Annotated in this window: 16 protein-coding genes; 5 read left to right on the forward strand and 11 right to left on the reverse strand. The window is 72.8% G+C overall.

The window, feature by feature from the left end:
* Positions 1–5: 5 nt before the first annotated feature.
* From ABZ642_RS06795 to ABZ642_RS06805, 3 genes are all read right to left on the reverse strand, one after another.
* Positions 6–1,106: an NADH:flavin oxidoreductase/NADH oxidase gene (locus ABZ642_RS06795; RefSeq protein WP_360478250.1), complete on the reverse strand. Its 1,101-nt coding sequence runs from the start codon at positions 1,104–1,106 to the stop codon at positions 6–8.
* A 170-nt stretch (positions 1,107–1,276) separates the two neighbouring features.
* Complete coding sequence (locus ABZ642_RS06800; RefSeq protein WP_360478253.1) at positions 1,277–3,607, reverse strand: FUSC family protein; 2,331 nt, start codon at positions 3,605–3,607, stop codon at positions 1,277–1,279.
* A gap of 71 nt (positions 3,608–3,678) precedes the next feature.
* On the reverse strand, positions 3,679–3,807 hold the full coding sequence (locus ABZ642_RS06805; RefSeq protein WP_360478256.1) for a hypothetical protein: 129 nt from the start codon (positions 3,805–3,807) through the stop codon (positions 3,679–3,681).
* 857 nt (positions 3,808–4,664) lie between these two features.
* Here ABZ642_RS06805 and ABZ642_RS06810 point away from each other — a divergent pair.
* Positions 4,665–5,765, forward strand: coding sequence for an LLM class flavin-dependent oxidoreductase (locus ABZ642_RS06810; RefSeq protein WP_360478259.1), 1,101 nt, complete (start codon positions 4,665–4,667; stop codon positions 5,763–5,765).
* Positions 5,762–7,162, forward strand: coding sequence for an NtaA/DmoA family FMN-dependent monooxygenase (locus ABZ642_RS06815; protein WP_360478262.1), 1,401 nt, complete (start codon positions 5,762–5,764; stop codon positions 7,160–7,162). The genes ABZ642_RS06810 and ABZ642_RS06815 overlap by 4 nt, the downstream gene beginning before the upstream one ends.
* Before the next feature lie 75 nt (positions 7,163–7,237).
* Here the strand turns inward: ABZ642_RS06815 and ABZ642_RS06820 are convergent, their stop codons facing one another.
* From ABZ642_RS06820 to ABZ642_RS06845, 6 genes are all read right to left on the reverse strand, one after another.
* Positions 7,238–8,236: a zinc-binding dehydrogenase gene (locus tag ABZ642_RS06820; RefSeq protein ID WP_360478265.1), complete on the reverse strand. Its 999-nt coding sequence runs from the start codon at positions 8,234–8,236 to the stop codon at positions 7,238–7,240.
* Positions 8,237–8,405: 169 nt separating this feature from the next.
* Positions 8,406–9,698: an ergothioneine biosynthesis glutamate--cysteine ligase EgtA gene (gene egtA, locus ABZ642_RS06825; RefSeq protein WP_360478268.1), complete on the reverse strand. Its 1,293-nt coding sequence runs from the start codon at positions 9,696–9,698 to the stop codon at positions 8,406–8,408.
* A 172-nt stretch (positions 9,699–9,870) separates the two neighbouring features.
* Positions 9,871–10,527, reverse strand: a complete 657-nt coding sequence (locus ABZ642_RS06830) for a GntR family transcriptional regulator (RefSeq protein ID WP_360478271.1) — start codon at positions 10,525–10,527, stop codon at positions 9,871–9,873.
* 77 nt (positions 10,528–10,604) lie between these two features.
* The gene (locus ABZ642_RS06835) at positions 10,605–11,522 is read right to left on the reverse strand and encodes a rhodanese-like domain-containing protein (RefSeq protein WP_360478274.1); all 918 of its coding nucleotides are present in this window, start codon (positions 11,520–11,522) and stop codon (positions 10,605–10,607) included.
* On the reverse strand, positions 11,519–12,898 hold the full coding sequence (locus tag ABZ642_RS06840) for an LLM class flavin-dependent oxidoreductase (RefSeq protein ID WP_360478277.1): 1,380 nt from the start codon (positions 12,896–12,898) through the stop codon (positions 11,519–11,521). Before ABZ642_RS06840 ends, ABZ642_RS06835 begins: the two co-directional genes overlap by 4 nt.
* 45 nt (positions 12,899–12,943) lie before the next feature.
* A complete protein-coding gene (locus ABZ642_RS06845) occupies positions 12,944–13,723 on the reverse strand; it encodes a hydroxyethylthiazole kinase (protein WP_360478280.1) in 780 nt (259 codons plus the stop codon).
* A gap of 474 nt (positions 13,724–14,197) precedes the next feature.
* Between ABZ642_RS06845 and ABZ642_RS06850 the strand changes: the two genes are divergently transcribed.
* Together ABZ642_RS06850 and ABZ642_RS06855 are read left to right on the forward strand one after the other, a co-directional pair.
* On the forward strand, positions 14,198–14,686 hold the full coding sequence (locus ABZ642_RS06850; protein WP_360478282.1) for a carbonic anhydrase: 489 nt from the start codon (positions 14,198–14,200) through the stop codon (positions 14,684–14,686).
* A 212-nt stretch (positions 14,687–14,898) separates the two neighbouring features.
* Positions 14,899–15,720: a DUF1684 domain-containing protein gene (locus ABZ642_RS06855; protein ID WP_360478285.1), complete on the forward strand. Its 822-nt coding sequence runs from the start codon at positions 14,899–14,901 to the stop codon at positions 15,718–15,720.
* Between the two features lie 104 nt (positions 15,721–15,824).
* Here ABZ642_RS06855 and ABZ642_RS06860 read toward each other — a convergent pair whose 3' ends face one another.
* Positions 15,825–16,640 (reverse strand): DUF427 domain-containing protein, encoded by an 816-nt coding sequence (locus tag ABZ642_RS06860; protein WP_360478288.1) that lies wholly within the window; start codon positions 16,638–16,640, stop codon positions 15,825–15,827.
* Positions 16,641–16,811: 171 nt separating this feature from the next.
* Here ABZ642_RS06860 and ABZ642_RS06865 point away from each other — a divergent pair, with 171 nt between their 5' ends.
* On the forward strand, positions 16,812–16,940 hold the full coding sequence (locus tag ABZ642_RS06865) for a hypothetical protein (RefSeq protein WP_360478291.1): 129 nt from the start codon (positions 16,812–16,814) through the stop codon (positions 16,938–16,940).
* Positions 16,941–16,943: 3 nt separating this feature from the next.
* Here ABZ642_RS06865 and ABZ642_RS06870 read toward each other — a convergent pair whose 3' ends face one another.
* Positions 16,944–18,422 carry an MFS transporter gene (locus tag ABZ642_RS06870; protein WP_360478293.1) on the reverse strand — a complete coding sequence of 493 codons (1,479 nt, stop codon included), beginning with the start codon at positions 18,420–18,422 and terminating at the stop codon, positions 16,944–16,946.
* Between the last annotated feature and the right edge of the window lie 202 nt (positions 18,423–18,624).

Here is an 18,624-nt window from a genome sequence, read left to right on the forward strand (position 1 = left end):
GAGCGTCATGCCCGGTGGTACTGGACGGGGGTGTCGACCGTGCCGCCGAGCTGCTCGGCGGCGTGGCGGGCCCAGTAGGGATTGCGCAGGAGTTCCCGGGCCAGCAGGACGGCGTCGGCGGTGCCGGAGCCGACGATCTCCTGGGCCTGCGCGGGGTCGGTGATCATGCCCACGGCGGCGACGGGCATGCCGGTCTCGTCGCGGACGCGTTCGGCGAAGGGAACCTGGTACCCCGGGCCGGTCGTGATCTTCGCGTCGGGGACGATGCCGCCGGTGGAGATGTCCATCAGGTCGACGCCATGCGCCAGCAGCTCCTTGGCGAGGCGGACGGTGTCGTCGGCGGTCCAGCCCTCACGGCCGTCCTCGGGGTTCTCCGAGAGCCAGTCGGTGGCGGAGATCCGGAAGAACACCGGCAGTTCCTCGGGCCATACGGTGCGGACGGCGTCGACGACCTCCAGCGCGAAGCGGATCCGGCCCTCGAAGGAGCCGCCGTACTCGTCGGTGCGACGGTTGCTCTGCGGGGAGAGGAACTGGTGGATCAGATAGCCGTGGGCACCGTGGATCTCGGCGACCTGGAACCCGGCCGCGAGAGCGCGTACGGCCGCGTCGGCGAACTGCCGGACGATCTCACGGATGCCTTCCGTGGTCAGTTCCTCGGGAACCGTCGAGGTCTCGTCGAAGGCCACCGCGCTCGGGCCGACCGGGGTCCAGCCGAAGGGTTCGGTCGGGGCGATCGAGCGCCCGCGGTCGACCCAGGTACGCTCGGTCGACGCCTTGCGCCCGGCGTGCGCCAGCTGGATCCCGGGGACGCTGCCCTGCGACTTCAGGAACGCGGTGATGCGCTGGAAGGCGGCGACCTGCTCGTCGTTCCAGATGCCGAGGTCGTAGGGGGAGATGCGGCCCTCGGGGCTGACGGCGGTGGCCTCGGTGATGATCAGCCCGGTGCCGCCCGCGGCACGCGCGGCCAGGTGCGTGAGGTGCCAGTCCGTGGGCACACCCGCCTGCTCGCCGCCGGGCTCCGCGCTGTACTGGCACATCGCTGCCATCCAGACGCGATTGGGGATCGTCAGCGACTTGAGATCGAAGGGGGTGAACAGCGAGTTCAACACGTGACTCCTTGGAGACCGGACAGGACGAGGTGCCGGGGCCGGTCGAGGGCCGGCCGCCGTGCCTCGTCCAAGATAATTGCATGCGCGGGTTTTTTATTTCCGCCCACTACCCGCGAATAGTCATAAATGGTCGGGACCGGCCGGTCCCGACCATGAAGGCGACCGTGTCATGGCCGCCGGCTCCGAGGTCTCCGCACCCTGACGACCTCGGCGGCTTCGCGTACGGGACCGATGATCTGCGCCTGCAGGAGACACAGCGCGTCGAGGTGGTCCGCCGTCCAGATCATCCGTACGACCGCAGAAGCAGCGGGGGCGTTCCCGTCGGCGGTCAGTTCACGGCGCAGTGCCTGCTCGAGGGCCTGGTCCGCCTCCCTCGGGCCTACCGTCCGGTCCGGTACGGCCGCGAGGCCCGCCAGCGCGCGGCCGGACCCCTCGAACCAGGCGGCGATCGGCTCACAGGCGCCCAGGACCGCGGCACGGGCGGCGGCCCGGTCACCTCGGGGCCGGTATCCCTCGCGCGACCACAGGTCGGCTATGGCGTCTCCGGTCAGCCGCACGGCCACGACCGAGTTGACCAGGCGGGCCACCTCGGGCAGCGCGAGCCGTTTCGTACCGCGCTCTGCCAGGAACCCGCGGAAGGCGTCGTCCAGCCGCCGAGCGGCGGCCGCGGCCGACCGCCTGTCCGCACCCGAGGTCGCCGAAGGCGCGGCCAGGCCGTCACAGCGCAGCAGCCCGAACGCCACGGCACTGCGCAGGTACCGGGCCGTGTCCTCGAAGGCCTCGCACAGCACACAGCCCAGTGCGGCACCTGCGCCCCGGGGCCAGAAGAGGACCCCCACGACCAGGCTCACCGCGCACCCGAGCGCCATGTCCTCGATCCGGACCAGTCCGACCGTCCACCCGACGGGATTGATGATGCTGAAGAGGATCAGCAGCACGACGGTGAAGCCGGCCTGCCCGGCGGTGAACGAGGTGACGGACGGCTCGAGCCCTATCAGGACGATCGCGAAGGGGAGCAGCACCCACAGGGCGACGGGATGGGTGCCGAGCACGAGGATGAGGGCCACGCCGATGACGAAGCCGATGACGGTTCCCACCAGGGCGCGCCCGACGGTCTGACCTGTGTTCACGGCATTGGAACGCAGCACGGCCAACGTGCCGAAGACGACCCAGAACGAATGACCCACGCCGCTGAGCTGAGCGAGAACCACGGCGAGGCTGAGGGCGGCAGCGCTGCGCAGGCTGTTGTGCAGCCACACGGAATGGCGGTCGAGGTGTGCCGCGAGGCGATCACGAGCCGATGACAGTGCGGGGGCGGTGGTCGCGGGGCGCTGCCCGAGCAACTTTCGCCACCGGGCGCGTTGGCGTGCCGCGAGGGCGAGTTCGATGTCCGCCGCCGTCACCGCCACGATGAAGGCGATTCTCCTCGCGCGGAATCCGGGCTCCAACGAGGCGAGCAACACGGCGACCGGATCGGCCGATTTCACGGACCGTGTCCCGACCGAGGTCCGGGCGGAGCGGGTCGCCAGGTTCTCGGGGAGGGATCTGGTCATCACCTCCTCGAGTCGCGCTCCCGCCGCTTCCAGTCGCCCGATGTCGGAGGCGAGACCGTCCAGCGGTCCCGTACCGGATCGCAGCAGCGCCGCTCCGCGCTCCAGCACCGCCGCGGCCGCGAGCTCGACGTCGCACACCACCAGCCGGCTCGAACGGTCCTGTCTCTGCGGCGGGGCCTGTTGCAGGACGCTGCCGAGCCAGAGGACCTCGTCGACCAGCCGGACCAGCGCCCGGGCCGTCGTGGAGAGCCCGGTCGGACGGTACGGGGTCGCGTAGAAGGCCTTCCGGAGAGCGGCGGCGGCGTTCCCCGTGTCCCGCGCAGCCGCGTCCAGTGCCGCGGCGTGCGGGAGAGCGGCACGGACACAGTCCGTCTCGGCGCGCAGATATCCGGCCTGGTGGGCGCAGACCTCGGCGAGGGAGGTGCGCACAGGATCGCCGGCCGGACGAGGCCACATGAGGGCGACGGCGGCAACGGTCGCCGCGCCGCCCAGCGACCAGCCGGCAATCCGGTCCGGGATCGAACTCACCGGCCCGGTCAGTGTGGCGGCCAGCACGAAGCTGATCAGAAGTGACGTTCCCGCACCGGCCAGGGCGGAGCTGACGACACCGGAGAAAAGCACGGCGAACGCCACCACGAAGGTGGCGACCCCCGCGAGCCACACCAACTGGCCTGCCAGACTTCCGAGGCAGAGCAGCGCGGTGGAGACCACGACCAGGCTCAGTTGCTGGGCCGCCCGCTCCCGTATCGGACCGCCGAAGTCCACGAAAATCATCAGCACCATCGGGCCGAGAGCGGCGAAGACCGCCATCACCGGGTTCCCGAGACCGAGATAGGTCAGGGCGAACAGCGAGGGCGTGATGATCGCGGTGCGCAGTGCGCGCCGCAGTGCCGACAGACCCGGATCATGCTCCCTTATCCGCGCCGGCGTCCGGCCCCCTGCCATGAGGGCACGTCGCTCCGCGCGTCCGCTGCGGCTGGTCCCGTCCGTGCCGTCCCGGCTCGTCGATCGGAACATCAGGACGGCCGGTCGCGTCCGGCGAAGTGAGTGCCGGGGCGGACGGTGAGCCAGTCGGCACCGCGGCGGATGAGAGAGGTGTCCGCCGCCTTCTCCAGGACCTTGCCGTAGATCTGGAACACCCTCATGAAGGACACCTCTCTCCCTCGCAACGGCGCCCGTCCCACACCATCATGTCCCCGGGCCGCCCCCCTCGCGACCGGCCTCGCCGCGGCTCCGGGACGACCACGGCGCCTGCGGAGATCGCGGCGGCCGGCGATGTCGTCGCCCGGACGGCGACCCTCGGCGCGGTGGGGTGCCGACGCGCGTTGCCGACAGTGCCCACCGGCGGGTTCGCGATCACGCGCCGACCGCTTGAACTCGCCCTGGCAGGGGGCTGGTTGAGGGTAGCCGGAGGGAGCCGGTCCTGGCCGGACGGCGACCCTCGGCGCGGTGGGGTGCCTGCAGGTGCGCTCGCATCGGCCCCGCGGTGATTCAGCACCAGGGCTGCCGGTGGCCAGCGCCCGCCGCGTTGACGGCTCGGTCCGCACCGGCCGACGCGGACCTGGGCGGGTGTGGACCGCGCCGCATGTCCTTGACACCTGCGGGGGCGGGCGACGTACGGTGAACCGATCGGTTTCAGACGGGTGGAGGCCCTGATGCACGTGTCCGGCGCGGCACCACGAGGTGGGCGCTGTGGCGTGCGACTGATCACGCGCCGGCATGTCGACTACTGCCGCACCTGCTCCGCCGTCTGTCTTCCCGGACACCGCGTCTGACGCCTGCGGCCCGTCCCGCCAAGCCGGTCCCCCAGGCCCGTCCGCAGGTCCGTACGCCGTGGCCGCGCCCGGTCCGGCGCGCCGTCGTCACGTCCAGCACCTCTCGTCCTCGCCACGCCCGGCTCGCATGTCGCGGCTTCGTCCGACGCTCGTCCGCTGCCGCCGCCCGGCTCGCTCGTGGCGGCCGTGCGGCCGCGAGTTCCCGTGTTTCCCGGAAGGAACGTCCATTGTCCGGCCCCGCCCTGCACCTCGCCGTCGAGATCGACGGTGACGGCGCCCATCCCGCGGCCTGGCGCCGCGCCGCCCACGCACCCGACCAGTTGCTCACCCCGCGCCGTGCGGCCGGCCTCGCCGCCGTGGCCGAGAACGCCGGGTTCACCCTGATCACCCTGGACGACGGGGTGCTGCCGCCCGGTGCCGCACCGGATCCCGTCGGCCGTATCGGGGCGGTGGAGCGGGCGGCCTTCGTCGCGGCGTCCACCAGCACGATCGGGATCGCGCCCGTCGTCCCGCTCACGTATGCCGAACCCTTCCACGTCTCCAGCCAGTTGGCGTCCCTGGACCACATCTCCGCGGGCCGCGCCGGGTGGGTGGTGACGGAGGAGGAGCGCCCCGAGGCGGCCCGGGTGTGGGGGCGTCCCCTGGTCGCCGACGCGGCCGGGCGGGCCCGGGAGTCCCGGGACGGGGTGGAGGTGGCCCGCGCCCTGTGGGACTCGTGGGAGGACGACGCGGTCATCCGGTCCGTGGCCACCAGCCGCTACCTCGACCGCGACCGGCTGCACTACATCGACTTCACCGGGGAGAGCTACGCCGTCAAGGGCCCGGCGATCGTGCCGCGCCCGCCGCAGGGGCAGCTCGTCGTCCTGGGCCGGCCGGACCGGGTGCCCGCCGCGTGGCTCGACGTCGCCCTGGTGGAGGGCCGCGACCCGGCGTCGGTCTCCACGGCCGCCGCCGGCGCCGGTGCGCCCCGCGTCTTCGCCGAGGTCGAGGTGGCCCTGGACACGCCGGACGCGACCGGTGCCGAGCGCGTCGCCGACCTGGAACGGCATGCGCCGTGGGACGACCGCGGGCGGCTGCGGCACGTCGGCTCGGCTGACGGACTGGTCGCCGTTCTCGACGAGTTGAGCCGTCACGTCCACGGGGTACGGCTGCATCCCCTCGTACTGGACGAGGATCTGCCCGTCCTCTCCCGCCTGGTCCTGCCGGCCCTGTCCGCACGGCGTCTCGTCGCCCGCCCGCTGCCCGGTACGTCCCTGCGCTCGACCTTGGGTCTGGAGCGCCCCGCCAACCGTTTCGCGGCCGCGGCCGTCCAGGAGGGGACCCGATGACCCGCACCGACCCCCTCGACGTCCCCCGGCCCCACGCCCAGCTGCACTTCGGGGTCTTCTTCCAGGGCGTCAACCACTGGACCGTCTGGTCCGCCCCCGACAGCGGTTCGCAGATCGACCCCGCCTCCTTCCGGAAGGTGGCCCAGACCGCCGAACGAGGCCTGTTCGACGCGTTCTTCCTCGGTGAGGGGCTCCGGCTGCGCGAGGTCGACGGCCGGATCCACGACCTCGACGTGGCCGGCCGGCCGGACGCCGTCACCCAGCTCGCGGCGCTGGCCGCGGTCACCCGCCGGATCGGCCTGGTCTCCACCTCCAACTCCACCTACAACGAGCCCGCCGACCTCGCCCGCCGCCTCTCCGGCCTCGACCTCCTCTCCGAGGGCCGCGCCGGCTGGAACGTGGTGACCACGGACAACGCCTGGACCGGCGCCAACTTCCGCCGCGGCGGTTATCTCGACCACGCCGACCGTTACCGGCGCGCCGAGGAGTTCCTCACCGTGGCGCGCGCCCTGTGGGACGGCTGGGACGACGGGGCAGTCGCCTCGTCCGTGGCCGCACCCGCCTGGTCGGTGCCCGGTGCCGTACGCCAAGTACGCCACCGAGGACCGCAGTTCGACGTCGACCTCGCGCCCACCCTGCCGCGCAGCGCCCAGGGCCACCCGGTGATCTTCCAGGCCGGTGACTCGGGCGAGGGGCGCGATTTCGCCGCCCGCAACGCCGACGTCATCTTCTCCGCGCACGGCAACGACTTCGACGACGCGCTGGCCTTCGCCGAGGACATCCGGCGCCGGCTGCGGGCGGTCGGCCGGCCCGACGACGACTTGCGGATCCTGCCCGGCACCGAGATCATCATCGGCGCCACCGAGAAGGAGGCCCAGGAGAAGAAGCGCTGGATCCGGCTGCAGCAGGTCACCCCGGCCACGGCCCTCGGTGTCGCCGGGCTGCTGTGGGGCATCGACCTGTCCGGCCGCGACGCCGACGGGCCGCTGCCCGCCGAGGACCCGGTCATCTCCGAGAACGACGGCTCCTTCGGGGCCCGGCGGGTCGCCGACCCGCGCGCGGTCGTGGCCGAGTGGCGGGCGAAGGCGGAGGCGCACGGCTGGTCGCTGCGCGAGACCGTCATCGCGCTCGGCCCGCAGCGCGGGCACGTCGGCACCCCGTCAGGTCTGGCCGACAAGTTCGCCCGGTTCGTGCGGCACGGCGCGGTCGACGGCTTCAACGTCACGCCGTACCTCATCCCCGACGGCCTCGACGACATCGTCGACCTGCTCGTCCCGGAACTGCAGGAACGCGGGGTCTACCGCACCGAGTACACCGGCAGCACGCTGCGCGAACACCTCGGGCTGCGGGCACCGCTCAGCCACCGCTCCGCACCCGAGCGACGGCAGGCCGGCTGAATTCGTCGCCCCCGCCGCACCGGACCGGCACCGGGTCCTGGCTCGCCGGTACGGCGGGGGAACGCGCCGCGTGACTCAGCCCGCTCCGTGCCCCGTGAGCGCCAGCACGGTCTTCCCGTGGGTACGCCCGGCCTCGTGGCGCCGGTGGACCTCGACGACGTCCGACGACGGGACGACGGTCGGCGGGGCGTAGGGCAGTTCACCGGAGGCGAGCGCGGACAGGGCCCTGGAGAGGTGTTCGCCGATGGTGGCGGGGGCACGGCGGGCCACGTCACCGATGTTGTATCCGGCGACGGTCCTGTTGTTCTTCCACAGATCCCAGACGTCCGCCGTCCAGTCCGTGTCACGTCCGAGGTCCCCGTAGCTGACCACCCGGCCGAAGGGGGCCAGAACCCGCAGGCCGGCGTGGCGCACCGGCCCGCCGACGGGGTCCAGCACCAGGTCCACCCCGCGTCCCGCGGTGACCTCCCGGACCGCGTCCTCGAATTCGTCCCGGACGAACAAGGCGTCGTAGCCCAGTTCGGCAGCCAGCCGGGTCTTCGTAGCGGAGCCGACCGTGCCGAAGACCCGGGCGGCGCCGCGGGCTCGCGCGATCCGCGCCGCGGCCGAACCGACCCCGCCGGCCGCCGCGTGGATCAGGACCGTCTCACCCTCGCGCAGCCGCCCCGCGTCCGTCAGCACCCCGTAGGCCGTCGGATAGACGCACGGCACCCCGGCCGCGTGCGCGAGCGGAAGCGCACCGACCGGCCGGACGAAGTCCGCGTCGACGACGGCGAACTCCGCGTATCCGCCGAAGGCCGGAAGATAGGCCGCGACCTGTTCGCCGACCGCCGGCCCCGTCACCCCGCTGCCGAGCGCGGCCACCGTGCCGGAGACCTCCAGCCCGGGTACGTCGTAGCCGCCGGGGCCGTCGGGCTCGCCGAACTCGCCCCGCCGGTGCTGCACCTCGGCGAAGTTCACGCCGGCGTACGCGACCGCGATCAGCACCTGCCCGGGGCCCGGCGTCGGGGTCGGCACCTGGATCTCTTCCAGGACTTCCGGTCCGCCGTTCGACTTGAATCCGTATGCGCGCACGTGGCGTCCTTGTCTATTCGATCGACGCGCAGGACCGGGGCCAACCCCGCGCAGTGCCGTCGGCCCGCCAACTCGCCGACCTCACAGGTGTCCTGACGACCTGAAACTCTCCTGCGGCAACATCACGACGTGCCTCGCCATTCCGCTCGGCGCGCCAGGATCGTCCGGGTCACCGCCGGGCCCGGCGCCGTACGGACACGTCCCGGTCGCGCTGCCGGTCGAGCACGTCGTCGGCCGGGCAACGGCCGCGGCGCACATAGCGGTCGGCATGGGCCGCGACGGCGTCCATGACCCTGGTGCTCGCGCCCAACCGGGGCAGGGCGTCCAGTGCCGCGGCGAAACAGGCCACGGCGGCGCGCTTCAGCTCCGGGTCGGCGAGCCCGTGGCGTGCCGCGTCCGTCCACAGCGGATTGTGCGGCGCCGGGGGCCCGGCGCCGCGCTCCGCCAGCGACTCCACCGCCCGGTTCGCGAGAACGGCGGCACCCGGGTCCTCGAACAGGGCCGTGGCCACGGCGAGCGGCACGATCCACCCGTCGTCGCCGGGCTGTGCGTCGATCATGCGCAGTTCCAGGTATCCGCGCGGCCTGACGGGTGGAAACAGGGTGCCGATGTGATAGTCGAGGTCCGCGAGGGTCGGCGGGCGCATGGTGCGCGAGCGGGTCCACTCGCGGAAGCTCACTCCGTCCGGCACCTCCCAGGGACCGTCCCGTCGTACGCACATCACCGGTGCGTCGAGGACCCGCCGGACCCAGGCACGCCGCGGGTCGGGGACCAGGGAGGGCCCGCCGGCCCGTCCCGGATCGAGTTCCGCCCACATCAGCTGCCGCGTGGACAGCCAGCCCGTGGCGCGGCCCTCGGCCATGGGCGAGTTCGCGAACGCCGCGACCAGGACCGCGCCCAGGTGGTGTGCCAGCCACCAGCGGCGCGTGAATCCCATGACGCCGGGTTCCTCCCGTCCGGCGTCGAGACACACCTGGACGGAGGCCGACGTGCACATCAGGGTTCGCCCCGCCGGACCCGTACGGTCGAGGCAGGCCTCCATGGCGTCGTAGCGCCGCTCCCGCAGGAACCGGCGAGGCGGTTGCCAGGGATCGACGCCCAGGCCGGCCAGGGTCAGGCCGTGCTCGCGCAGCGCGGTGCGCACGGCCGCCAGATCCGCGGAGACCTCCGAGACGCACTGGGCCAGTGACGGGGCCGGCCGGGAGCTCAGTTCCACCTGACCGCCGGGCTCGACGCTCAGCCCGGACGTCAGCGGCAGGGTTCGCAGGTCGGCGTGGGCCGCTTCCAGGTCCTCCCGGCCCACGGAGTCGTGCGGCGCACGCTCCCGGTGGACAAGCCATTCCACTTCGACCCCGACACTGCCCGGCGGGCCCGTCTTGAAGCAGATCCCCTCGACCAGCGCCTCCGCCTCGCGTTCGGAGACAGCGGGACCGTCAACGCCGCACTCCGGTGAAACCGACATCCGGTAGCCTCCTGAGCCGCCTCAGGGCCGTCGGGGATCCGACGTCCGGTACGCGCCGCTGTACCTCCTGCCAGAGTCCGCCGTCCCGCCCTGTCATGACAAGAGCGCACTTTCCAGACACCTGGGCATGCGGCAACCCGCGACGGGCGGCCCGGGAGGGCCCGGGCCGCCCTCAGTCCGTCGTGGGCCCGCCGTCGGTGTCCCGGCGTACCTTCTGCCGGATCCGCGTGTCCCGGTCGTGTTCGTGGTGCTCCAGCATGCGCAGCCGGGCCGTCTCGGCCTCCCCCGCCCGGATCGCCTCGGTGATCGCCCGGTGTTCGGCGAGGGTCGCGTCGAAGGTGTCGTCGACCGTGCGGGTCTGCCAGGGTGCGCTGGTCTTCACCTGGGCGTCGACGGTGTGCAGCAGGGACGAGACGGTGGTGTTGTGGGCGGCGGCACGTATCGTGTCGTGCCATTCGTTGAGGCTGCGGCGGATCTGCCCGGGGTCGTCCAGGGTTCCGGTGTGCTCCAGCAGGGCGTCCAGCCGGGCCAGGTCGACGGGGCTGCGCCGGACCGCCGCCGCCGAGGCCAGCAGGGCGTCCAGCACGGCACGCAGCTCGAAGAGTTCGAGCATCTCCTCGTCGGAGCGCTGCCGTACGGCGAAACCGCGCCGGGTGCTCACCAGAAGTCCGTCACGCTCCAGCAGCGCCAGGGCCTCGCGAACCGGCGTGCGCGACACCGCGAACTCCTCGCTCAGCGCCAGCGGGACCAGGGAGGCGTCCTGCGGATAGCGGCCGGAGGTGAGCCGGTGCCGTAGCTCGTCGTAGATCGTGTCCCTTGTGCTCTTCATCCGTTTCCTCGTCGCGGGGCGGCCCGCGAAACGGTTCGCGGGCTGCCCCGGATCATGCCCGATGCCCCGGGCCGCGGTCAGCCCCGGCCCTCGGCCGCGTTGTCGTCCGCCGCGTTGTCCTCGGCCGCGTTGTCCTCCGCCGGGCCGACGACCAGCGGCAGGGTCGGGTCGGCCCGCCACTCCGCGAGCGAGCCGTCGTACAGCAGCACGTCGTCGATGCCGATCTCGTGCAGGGCGAGGGCGAGCCCGGCCGCGTTGACCGCCCCGCCGCAGTAGAGGACCGTGCCGTCGCCGGCCCGTATGCCGTGGGCTCGGGCGAGACGCGCGGTCCGCTCGCGCGCGAGGGTGTTGTCCGGGCCGAGCAGGTCGGCGTACGGGAGGCTGGTGGTGCGCGGTATGTGCCCGGAACGGGGCCGGTCCGGCGTGCCGAGGTACTCGGTGCGGCGCAGGGCGCACACCGCCGGAGTGGGGTCGCTGCCGTCGGCGATCCGCTTCATGCGCTCCAGGTCCACGAAGCCGTCGTCCGCCGGGCGCGCGACGACGTCCCCGGGGGCGGGGGCCGGCTCGCGTCCATCGGTGACGGGAAGTCCGGCCGCCTCCCAGGCGGTGAGGCCGCCGTTGAGGACGCGGACGCGGGTGATGCCGGCGGTGCGCAGCACCCACCACAGGCGGGCGGCCCAGGCACCGGTCAGCCGGTCGTAGAGGACCACGGTGGAGTCCTCGCGGATGCCGAGTTCGCGGGCCTGGGCGGCGATCCGGGACGGTGACGGACAGGTGAAGGGGAAGGGGGCCGCAGGGTCTGAGAAGCCGGCGATCAGGTCGGCGAAGTGGGCGCCGGGGATGCGGCGTTCGGTGTGGAGGCCGAGCCCGCTGACGAAGACCGTGCCGCCGTCGGGGCCGGTTCGCCGGTCCACGGTGGCGTCGAGGAGAGTCACCTCGCCGAGCCGGTCGCGCAGCCGGGCGACGTCGACGAGGGCACTGGTGGCGGACGTCATGACCGCTCCCCCACCGTCGATGCCGCGCGGTTGCGCCACTCGCCGCGTTCCGGCCGGGCGAGGCCCAGGTTCTCACGCAGGGTGGCGCCCGCGTAGTCGGTGCGCACGAGGCCGCGGCGGCGCAGTTCGGGTACGACGTGGGCGGCGAACTCCTCGAAGGCGGTGGGCACATGAGTGGCCTGGATCATGAAGCCGTCGGCCGCGCCACTGTCCAGCCACAGCTCCATGGTGTCCGCGATGTCCGACGCGGACCCGATCATGTTGCCCTCGGTACGGGCCCCGTACCAGCGGCCGATCTCGCGCACGCTGAGCTTCTCCCGCTCGGCGAACTCGACGACCTCGCGGTAGTGGCCCTCGACACCGACCTCGTCGAGGGAGGGCAGGGGGCCGTCGAGGTCGTAGCGGGTGAGGTCGACGTTGACGTGGTAGGCGAGCCGGGACAACCCCGCCTCGGGGTGGACGAGTTCGGTGAACGCCTCGTGCTTGGCGAGGGCGTCGCGCAGGTCGGTGCCCACCACGGTGGTCGCGGCCGGCAGGATCTTGAGCTGGTCCGGGTCACGGCCCCGGGCGGCGGCACGGGCCTTGAGGTCGGCGTAGAAGGCGACGGCCGACTCCAGTGACTCGTGGCTGCAGAAGACGACGTCGGCCCAGCGGGCGGCGAAGTCCCGGCCGGCCGGGGAGGCGCCGGCCTGGATGATGACCGGATAGCCCTGGGGCGGGCGCGGCACGCTCAACGGGCCGCGCACGGCGAAGTGTTCGCCCCTGTGGTCCAGCGCCTCCACGGTGTCGGGGCGGCCGAAGACCCCGCTCGCCTTGTCGGCGACGATCGTGTCGTCGGCCCAGCTGTCCCAGAGCCGGGCGGTGACTTCGAGGAACTCCTCGGCGCGGGCGTAGCGCACCTGCCGTTCGGGCAGCCGGTCCTGGCCGAAGTTCTGGGCCTCGGCGTCCTGGAAGCTGGTGACCACGTTCCATCCGGCGCGGCCGTCGAGGAGGTGGTCGAGGGTCGCCATGCCGCGGGCGACGTGGAAGGGCTCCTGGTAGCCGGTCGAGACGGTGGCGGCGACGCCGAGGTGCCGGGTGGCGGCGGCCATCAGGGTGATCACGGGGACCGGGTCGAGGCGCGGGGTGCCGGTGCCCCAGGTGACCGCCGGGTCGAAGGAGTCGCCGAGGCTCCGGGGCACCGCGAGGGAGTCCGGCACGAAGGCGAGGTCGAATCCGGCGTCCTCCAGGACCCGGGCGATGTGCGTGTAGTGGGCGGCGGTGAGGAAACCGTCGCCCGCGTCGGGATGGCGCCAGCCGACGGTGCCCTGCGGTCCGGCGTTGAGGAAGGCGGCCAGGTGCATGCGCGGGGCGGGCTGATGGTGGGTGGTGCTCAAGGATGCTCCAGGTGTCGTGCGGTGCGTGCGGGCCGTGAGTCCCCGTCACGTACCCAGCAGGGACAGTTCGTCCAGGAGCGCGACCGCGAAGGACCCGGTGCCGGTGGTGCGGGCGCCCGCGCGTTCGGCCGCGGTGGCGAAGGCGACATGGGCGACCGCGGCGGCGGTGAGCGGGTCGGGGACGACGGCCAGGGCGGCGGCGATCAGGGCGCCGAGGCTGCATCCGGCCCCGGTGACCTGGGTGAGCCGGACGTCGCCGCCGGGGACGGCGACCGTACGGGTGCCGTCGGTCAGGTAGTCCGTGGGGCCGCTGACCGCGACCACGGCGCCGGTCCGCCGGGCGAGTTCCTCGACGGCGCCTGTCGCGTCCGCGGAGGAGAGGGTGGTCTCGACGCCCTTGCCGGTGCTGTCGCCGCCGGCGAGTGCCACGAGTTCGCTGGCGTTGCCGCGGATCACCGTGGGCGCGTGGTCGAGCAGGGCCGTCACGAAGGCGTCGTACTCGGTGGCGCCCGCGCCGGCCGCGACCGGGTCCAGCACCCAGGGAGTGCCGGCCGCGTGCGCGGTGCGGGCCGCGTCCACGAGGGGCTCGGCCGGGTTGCTGATCAGCGCCGCCGTGTTGATCCACACCCCGCCGGCACCGGCCGGGAAGACGGTGGGGAAGTCGGCCGCGGCGCCGATGGCGGGTCCGGCGCCGACGGCCAGCAGCACGTTGGCGCTCAGGTTGGCGGCGACGTAGTTGGTCAGTCCGTAGACGAAGGGCGACGCGGACCGGATGGCGGCGATGCCGTCGGCGATCGCGGGGCTCTCCCAGGTGAGTTCTTCCATGGCGGGGTGTCTCCGTGACTCGGATGCGGGACTCGGATGCGGGACCCGGGGGCGGGGCTCGGGGTGCGTGACCCGGGGTGCGTGACCCGGGGTACGTGGCTCAGGTGTGTGGCTCAGGTGCGGACTGGAACGGTCGGCCGGGCCTGGTGCATGCAACTGTATGCAGCAGGGGGAGCCACTCGGCCGCCCGTGGGCCGTCATTTCACGGAGCCGCAATATTCACGGCCACCAGGGAGCCACCAGGAGGCGGCCGAACATCCATTCTCTTGCCGCCGGGGGTCCGGGCGGGTTCACTGGGCGCATGGTGACCTTCGCCGCCACGCTGACGGGCTTCTGGCCCTCGCGTCGCGTCCATCTCTTCGACGGGTTCTGTAGCCGGGCCGCGTGACAGTGCTCCGCGGCCCCGGACGTCCGGGGCCGCACCGTGCCACCGCCTCCCGCACCACCCGTCACCGGAGAGAACCGAGGTCCCTCATGTCCGTGACCGATGAACTGCTCGCCAACAACGCCCGTTACGCCGAGTCCTTCTCCGGCCCGCTGCCGCTGCCGCCCTCCCGGCGGATCGCCGTCGTGGCCTGCATGGACGCCCGGCTGAACGTCTACGCGATCCTCGGTCTGAACGACGGCGAGGCCCACGTCATCCGCAACGCGGGCGGCGTGGTCACCCAGGACGAGATCCGCTCGCTCGCCATCAGCCAGCGGCTGCTCGGCACCGAGGAGATCATCCTCATCCACCACACCGACTGCGGCATGCTGACCTTCACCGACGACGGGTTCAAGGACGCGATCCAGAAGGACACCGGAATCCGTCCGCCCTGGGCGGCCGAAGCCTTCGCCGATCTGGACACGGACGTGCGGCAGTCGATCGCGCGCATCAAGGCGGACCCCTTCGTCGTGCACAAGGACCGCGTCCGGGGCTTCGTCTTCGACGTGGCCACAGGCAGGCTCGCCGAGGTCCTCTGACCGTCACGGACCGGGGGCGCCCGGCATGCGACGGCTCCCGAGAGCCTTGGCCGGCTCGCGCGGCGTCACGGGTTCGGCTGCCGCGCATCGGAACGCCGTACGGCGGTTCCGGTACGTGCCGGAACCGCCGCCGCTCTCCTCTGCCGGCGGGATGATGCGCGCCGGCGCGGCTGTTGTACGAAGGACAGGATGCGCGGCCGGAGGGATCCGACATGACCGTTCAGGACGTCGACCGAGTGGGCTTCGTACAGGAGTGGGAGGAGTGGCACCGGCAGAAGGAGGCGGTGCTGGCCGGCCCGCACGGGTTCCTCGCGATCACCGGCCTCCACTGGCTCGGCGACGAGCCCACCAGGTTCGAGGACGCGCCCGGTGCCTGGTCGAGCACCAGCGCCGGTGTGGTCGTCGAACTGGACGAGGGCGAGGAGGTGGCCGTCGACGGGCAGGCCGTGCGCGGCCGCCACGACTTCGGTGTCCTCGCCGAACGTGCCAGTGTCTACGTCGGCTGGGGCGACGCGGTGATCGAGGTCGCCAAGCGCGGCGGACACGACATCGTGCGGCCCCGCCACCCCGGCAACGCGCTGCGGACGGCGTTCACCGGGACACCTGCCTACGAGCCCGACCCGCGCTGGGTGCGCTCCGGCCGCTTCCTGCCCTTCGACAGCCCGCGTCCGGTGACCGTGGGTGCCGCCGTCGAGGGTCTGGAGCACGTGTACGACTCCCCCGGCCAGGTCGAGTTCGAACTGGACGGCGCCGTGCACCGGCTCACCGCGTTCAACGGCGGGACGCCCGGAGCCCTGATGGTGCTGTTCACCGACAAGACCTCCGGCGTGACCACGTACGCGGCCAACCGCTCCCTCCGGATTCCCGCCCCCGACGCCGAGGGCAGGGTGACGATCGACTTCAACCGCGCCGCCAACCTGCCCTGCGCCTACACGGACCTGGCCACCTGCCCGCTGCCGCCGACCGAGAACCGGCTCCCGGTCGCGATCGAGACGGGCGAGAAGATCCCGCTGGAGCGCGGCGCACGACACTGACGGGACGCGCATCTGCCGGCCCCCGCCGCCGTAGCCGTGGTCCACGGTGGGCGACGGGGGCTTTCCGCGGGTGCCGGCCGCCTCGATCCCGCGGTCGTCTCTCGTCAGGTGCGCTGTCGCTCCGTGAGCGCCTTGGTGAAGTGGGTGACGGGGCGCTCCACCCGTTCGCCGTCGAGGGTGATGTCGACGGCCTCGTTGTAGAAGGCGAGGAGCCCCTGGACGGCGCCGACCGCGGGCAACGGGTCCGGATAGCTCCAGACGACGTTGGGCGGGACGTCGGCCTCGCCGCGCCACGACCAGTACTCGGCGGTGCCCTTGTAGGGGCAGCCGGTGTGGTGGTCGGTGGCTTCGAGCAGGTCGAGGCGGACGTCCTCGCGCGGGACGTAGTAGCGGGTGGGCAGGCCGGTCTCGAAGAGCAGGACCGGCCGGCGGGTGTCCGCGACGACCGTGCCGGCGATCTCGACCACCAGGTGTCGGCTGCTGAGGACGGCGTCCACCCGCTTGTGCGGGTCGCGGGGGTGGATGAAGATCTCTTCCTCCTCCTCGTACCAGTGGTCCAGGCCCCGTCCGACGCGCCGGAACCACTCGAAGGCGATGTGGCCGTCCAGGTCGGCGGCCGGGAAGGTCCAGGCGGCGTTCTCCAGCAACTCGCCGTCGATGTCGAGGTCGTAGAAGATCCGCGAGCCGGTGTGTGTGCCGGTCGGGGGGTTCTTCGCGGGGCGGAGCAGGTCCTCGCGGACCTCCGTGCGCGGGAACGCGTACAGCGGTACGGGAACTCCCGGCTCCCAGACGAGGACGGGGTGGCGGCTGTCGACAACCGTGACGTCACCCTTACGGCCCCGCACCCAGCGTTCGCTCGGCTCCCACAGGAGCCCCTCCGGGGTGGTCCGCACGGCCCGCGCGGTGGGGAATGTGGTCATGACCGGCTCTCCTTCGGCTTGCTCACGCGGTGACTTCGGCGACGTAGGGGCGCTTCTCCCGCCAGGCGGCGAGCTGCTCGGGGCGGCCGAAGACCCGCAGGTACTCTCCTCGACGTTGCCACTGGCACGCTCCCACACCGAGACGGGTTCGAAGTCGAAGCCGTCCGGGTCGTGGCCGCTGCCCCGTCCCCGATCAGACTGGACCCGGACGGGCAGCGCATGCCGGTGGACGGCACTCCCGTCGCCCTGACCCCGTTGGAGTTCCGGCTGCTGACCGCCCTGCCGGGCAGTCCGGTGTGACGGTCAGTCATGGAGCGTTCCCCCGGTGGACGGTTCGCGTGACGGCTCGTCATCGGTGGAGGGCGCGCGACCGGTCGGCGCGGCCGCAGACGCCGGTACGGATCGGGAGACGGGCGGAGCGGGCGGTACCGGTGGCGCGGCCGCCCCGGCCGCCCCGGCCGACACGGGCGACACGGGCGACACGGGCGACACGGGCGACACGGCCGACACGGCCGACACGGGCGACACGGCCGACACGGGCGACGCGGTCAGGGCCGGTGCCGAGCGTGGCCTCCGCGTCAGCCACAGCGTCACGCCGAGCGCGGCCAGTACGGCGGTGGCCGCGCCCGTGCCCAGCCCCCAGCGCACCCCCGCGTGCTGGGAGATCCAGCCGATGACGGGGGCGCCGACCGGGCTGCCGCCCATGGAGATCACCGTGTAGACCGCCATCACCCGGCCCCGCATGGCGTCGCTGACCTCCGACTGGACGAAGGCGCTCACCGCCGTGTTCAACGTCATCAGCGTGAAGCCGGCCGGCAGCAGCAGGGCGAGGAAGGCGGGGTAGGTGGGCATGACCGCCGCCAGTGCCTCGAAACCGCCGAACAGCAGCGCGCCGACGACGACCGTCCGTACCCGGGGCGAGACCCCGCGCGTGGCGGCGACCGTGCCGGCGACGGTGCCCACGGCCAGTGCGGTGTTCATGAGGCCGAGTCCCCGGGAACCGACGTCGAAGACGCGCCCGGCGAACAGGGTCAGCGTGGTGGGGAAGTTGACCGCGAAGGTGGCGACCAGGCCGAAGACGGTGAACACACCCACGAGTTCGGGTCGGGCCGCCACATAGCGCAGCCCCTCCGCGCCCGCCCCGGTCCACGGCGGCCTGGAGGCGGCGTGCGTCTCCGGTGACCGTGGCCGGATCGACAGCAGACCCGCGAGGACGACGGTGAAGGACACGGCGTTGAGGGCGAAGACCCATCCGGTTCCGATCGCCCCGATCAGCACACCGGCGATCGCGGGACCGATCAGGCGGGCGGCGTTCAGGGACAGGATGTTCAGGCCCGCCGCTTTCGGGATCAGGGGCCGTCCGACCAGTTCGGTGACGAAGGACAGGCGTGCCGGGTTCTCCACCGTGAACACGCAGCCGAGCGCGAACGACAGGACGTACAGCAGCCACAGCGCGGCATGGCCGGAGAACACGATGACCGTCAGGAGCAGGGCCTGGACCGCGTACAGCGTCTGGGTCCACAGGAGCAGGGTCCGGCGGTCGTACCGGTCGGCGATGACCCCGCCCCACAGGCCGAACAGCAGCACGGGGGCGAACTGGAGTCCGGCGACCCAGCCGAGCGCGGTTCCGCTGTGGGTGAGCGTCAGGACGAACCAGTCCAGCGCGACACCCTGCATGGCGCTGCCGATGTTGGACACCAGGCCCGTGCTCCAGTAGATCCGGTAGTCACGGACCCGCAGCGCGGCGAACACCCCTGCAGGAGCAATGCTGTTGACGGCCATGCCTCTCATTCCGACGGGTTGCGGCGGGGCGGTCGGGTGTGCGCGCGACGGACACGCCGGTGAAAAGGGCCGCGCGGCGTATTCACGCGCTTCGAGGAGAAGGAGGTGAGCTGAGCTGAGGGGAGCTGGTGGTCAGCGACAGGTCTGGTCGAACTGGTCGGCCCGGCGGCCCACCCAGAACGGGTCGAGCAGCACGGCGCGT

It is taken from the genome of Streptomyces sp. NPDC007157, assembly GCF_040634235.1.
Lineage (GTDB): Bacteria > Actinomycetota > Actinomycetes > Streptomycetales > Streptomycetaceae > Streptomyces.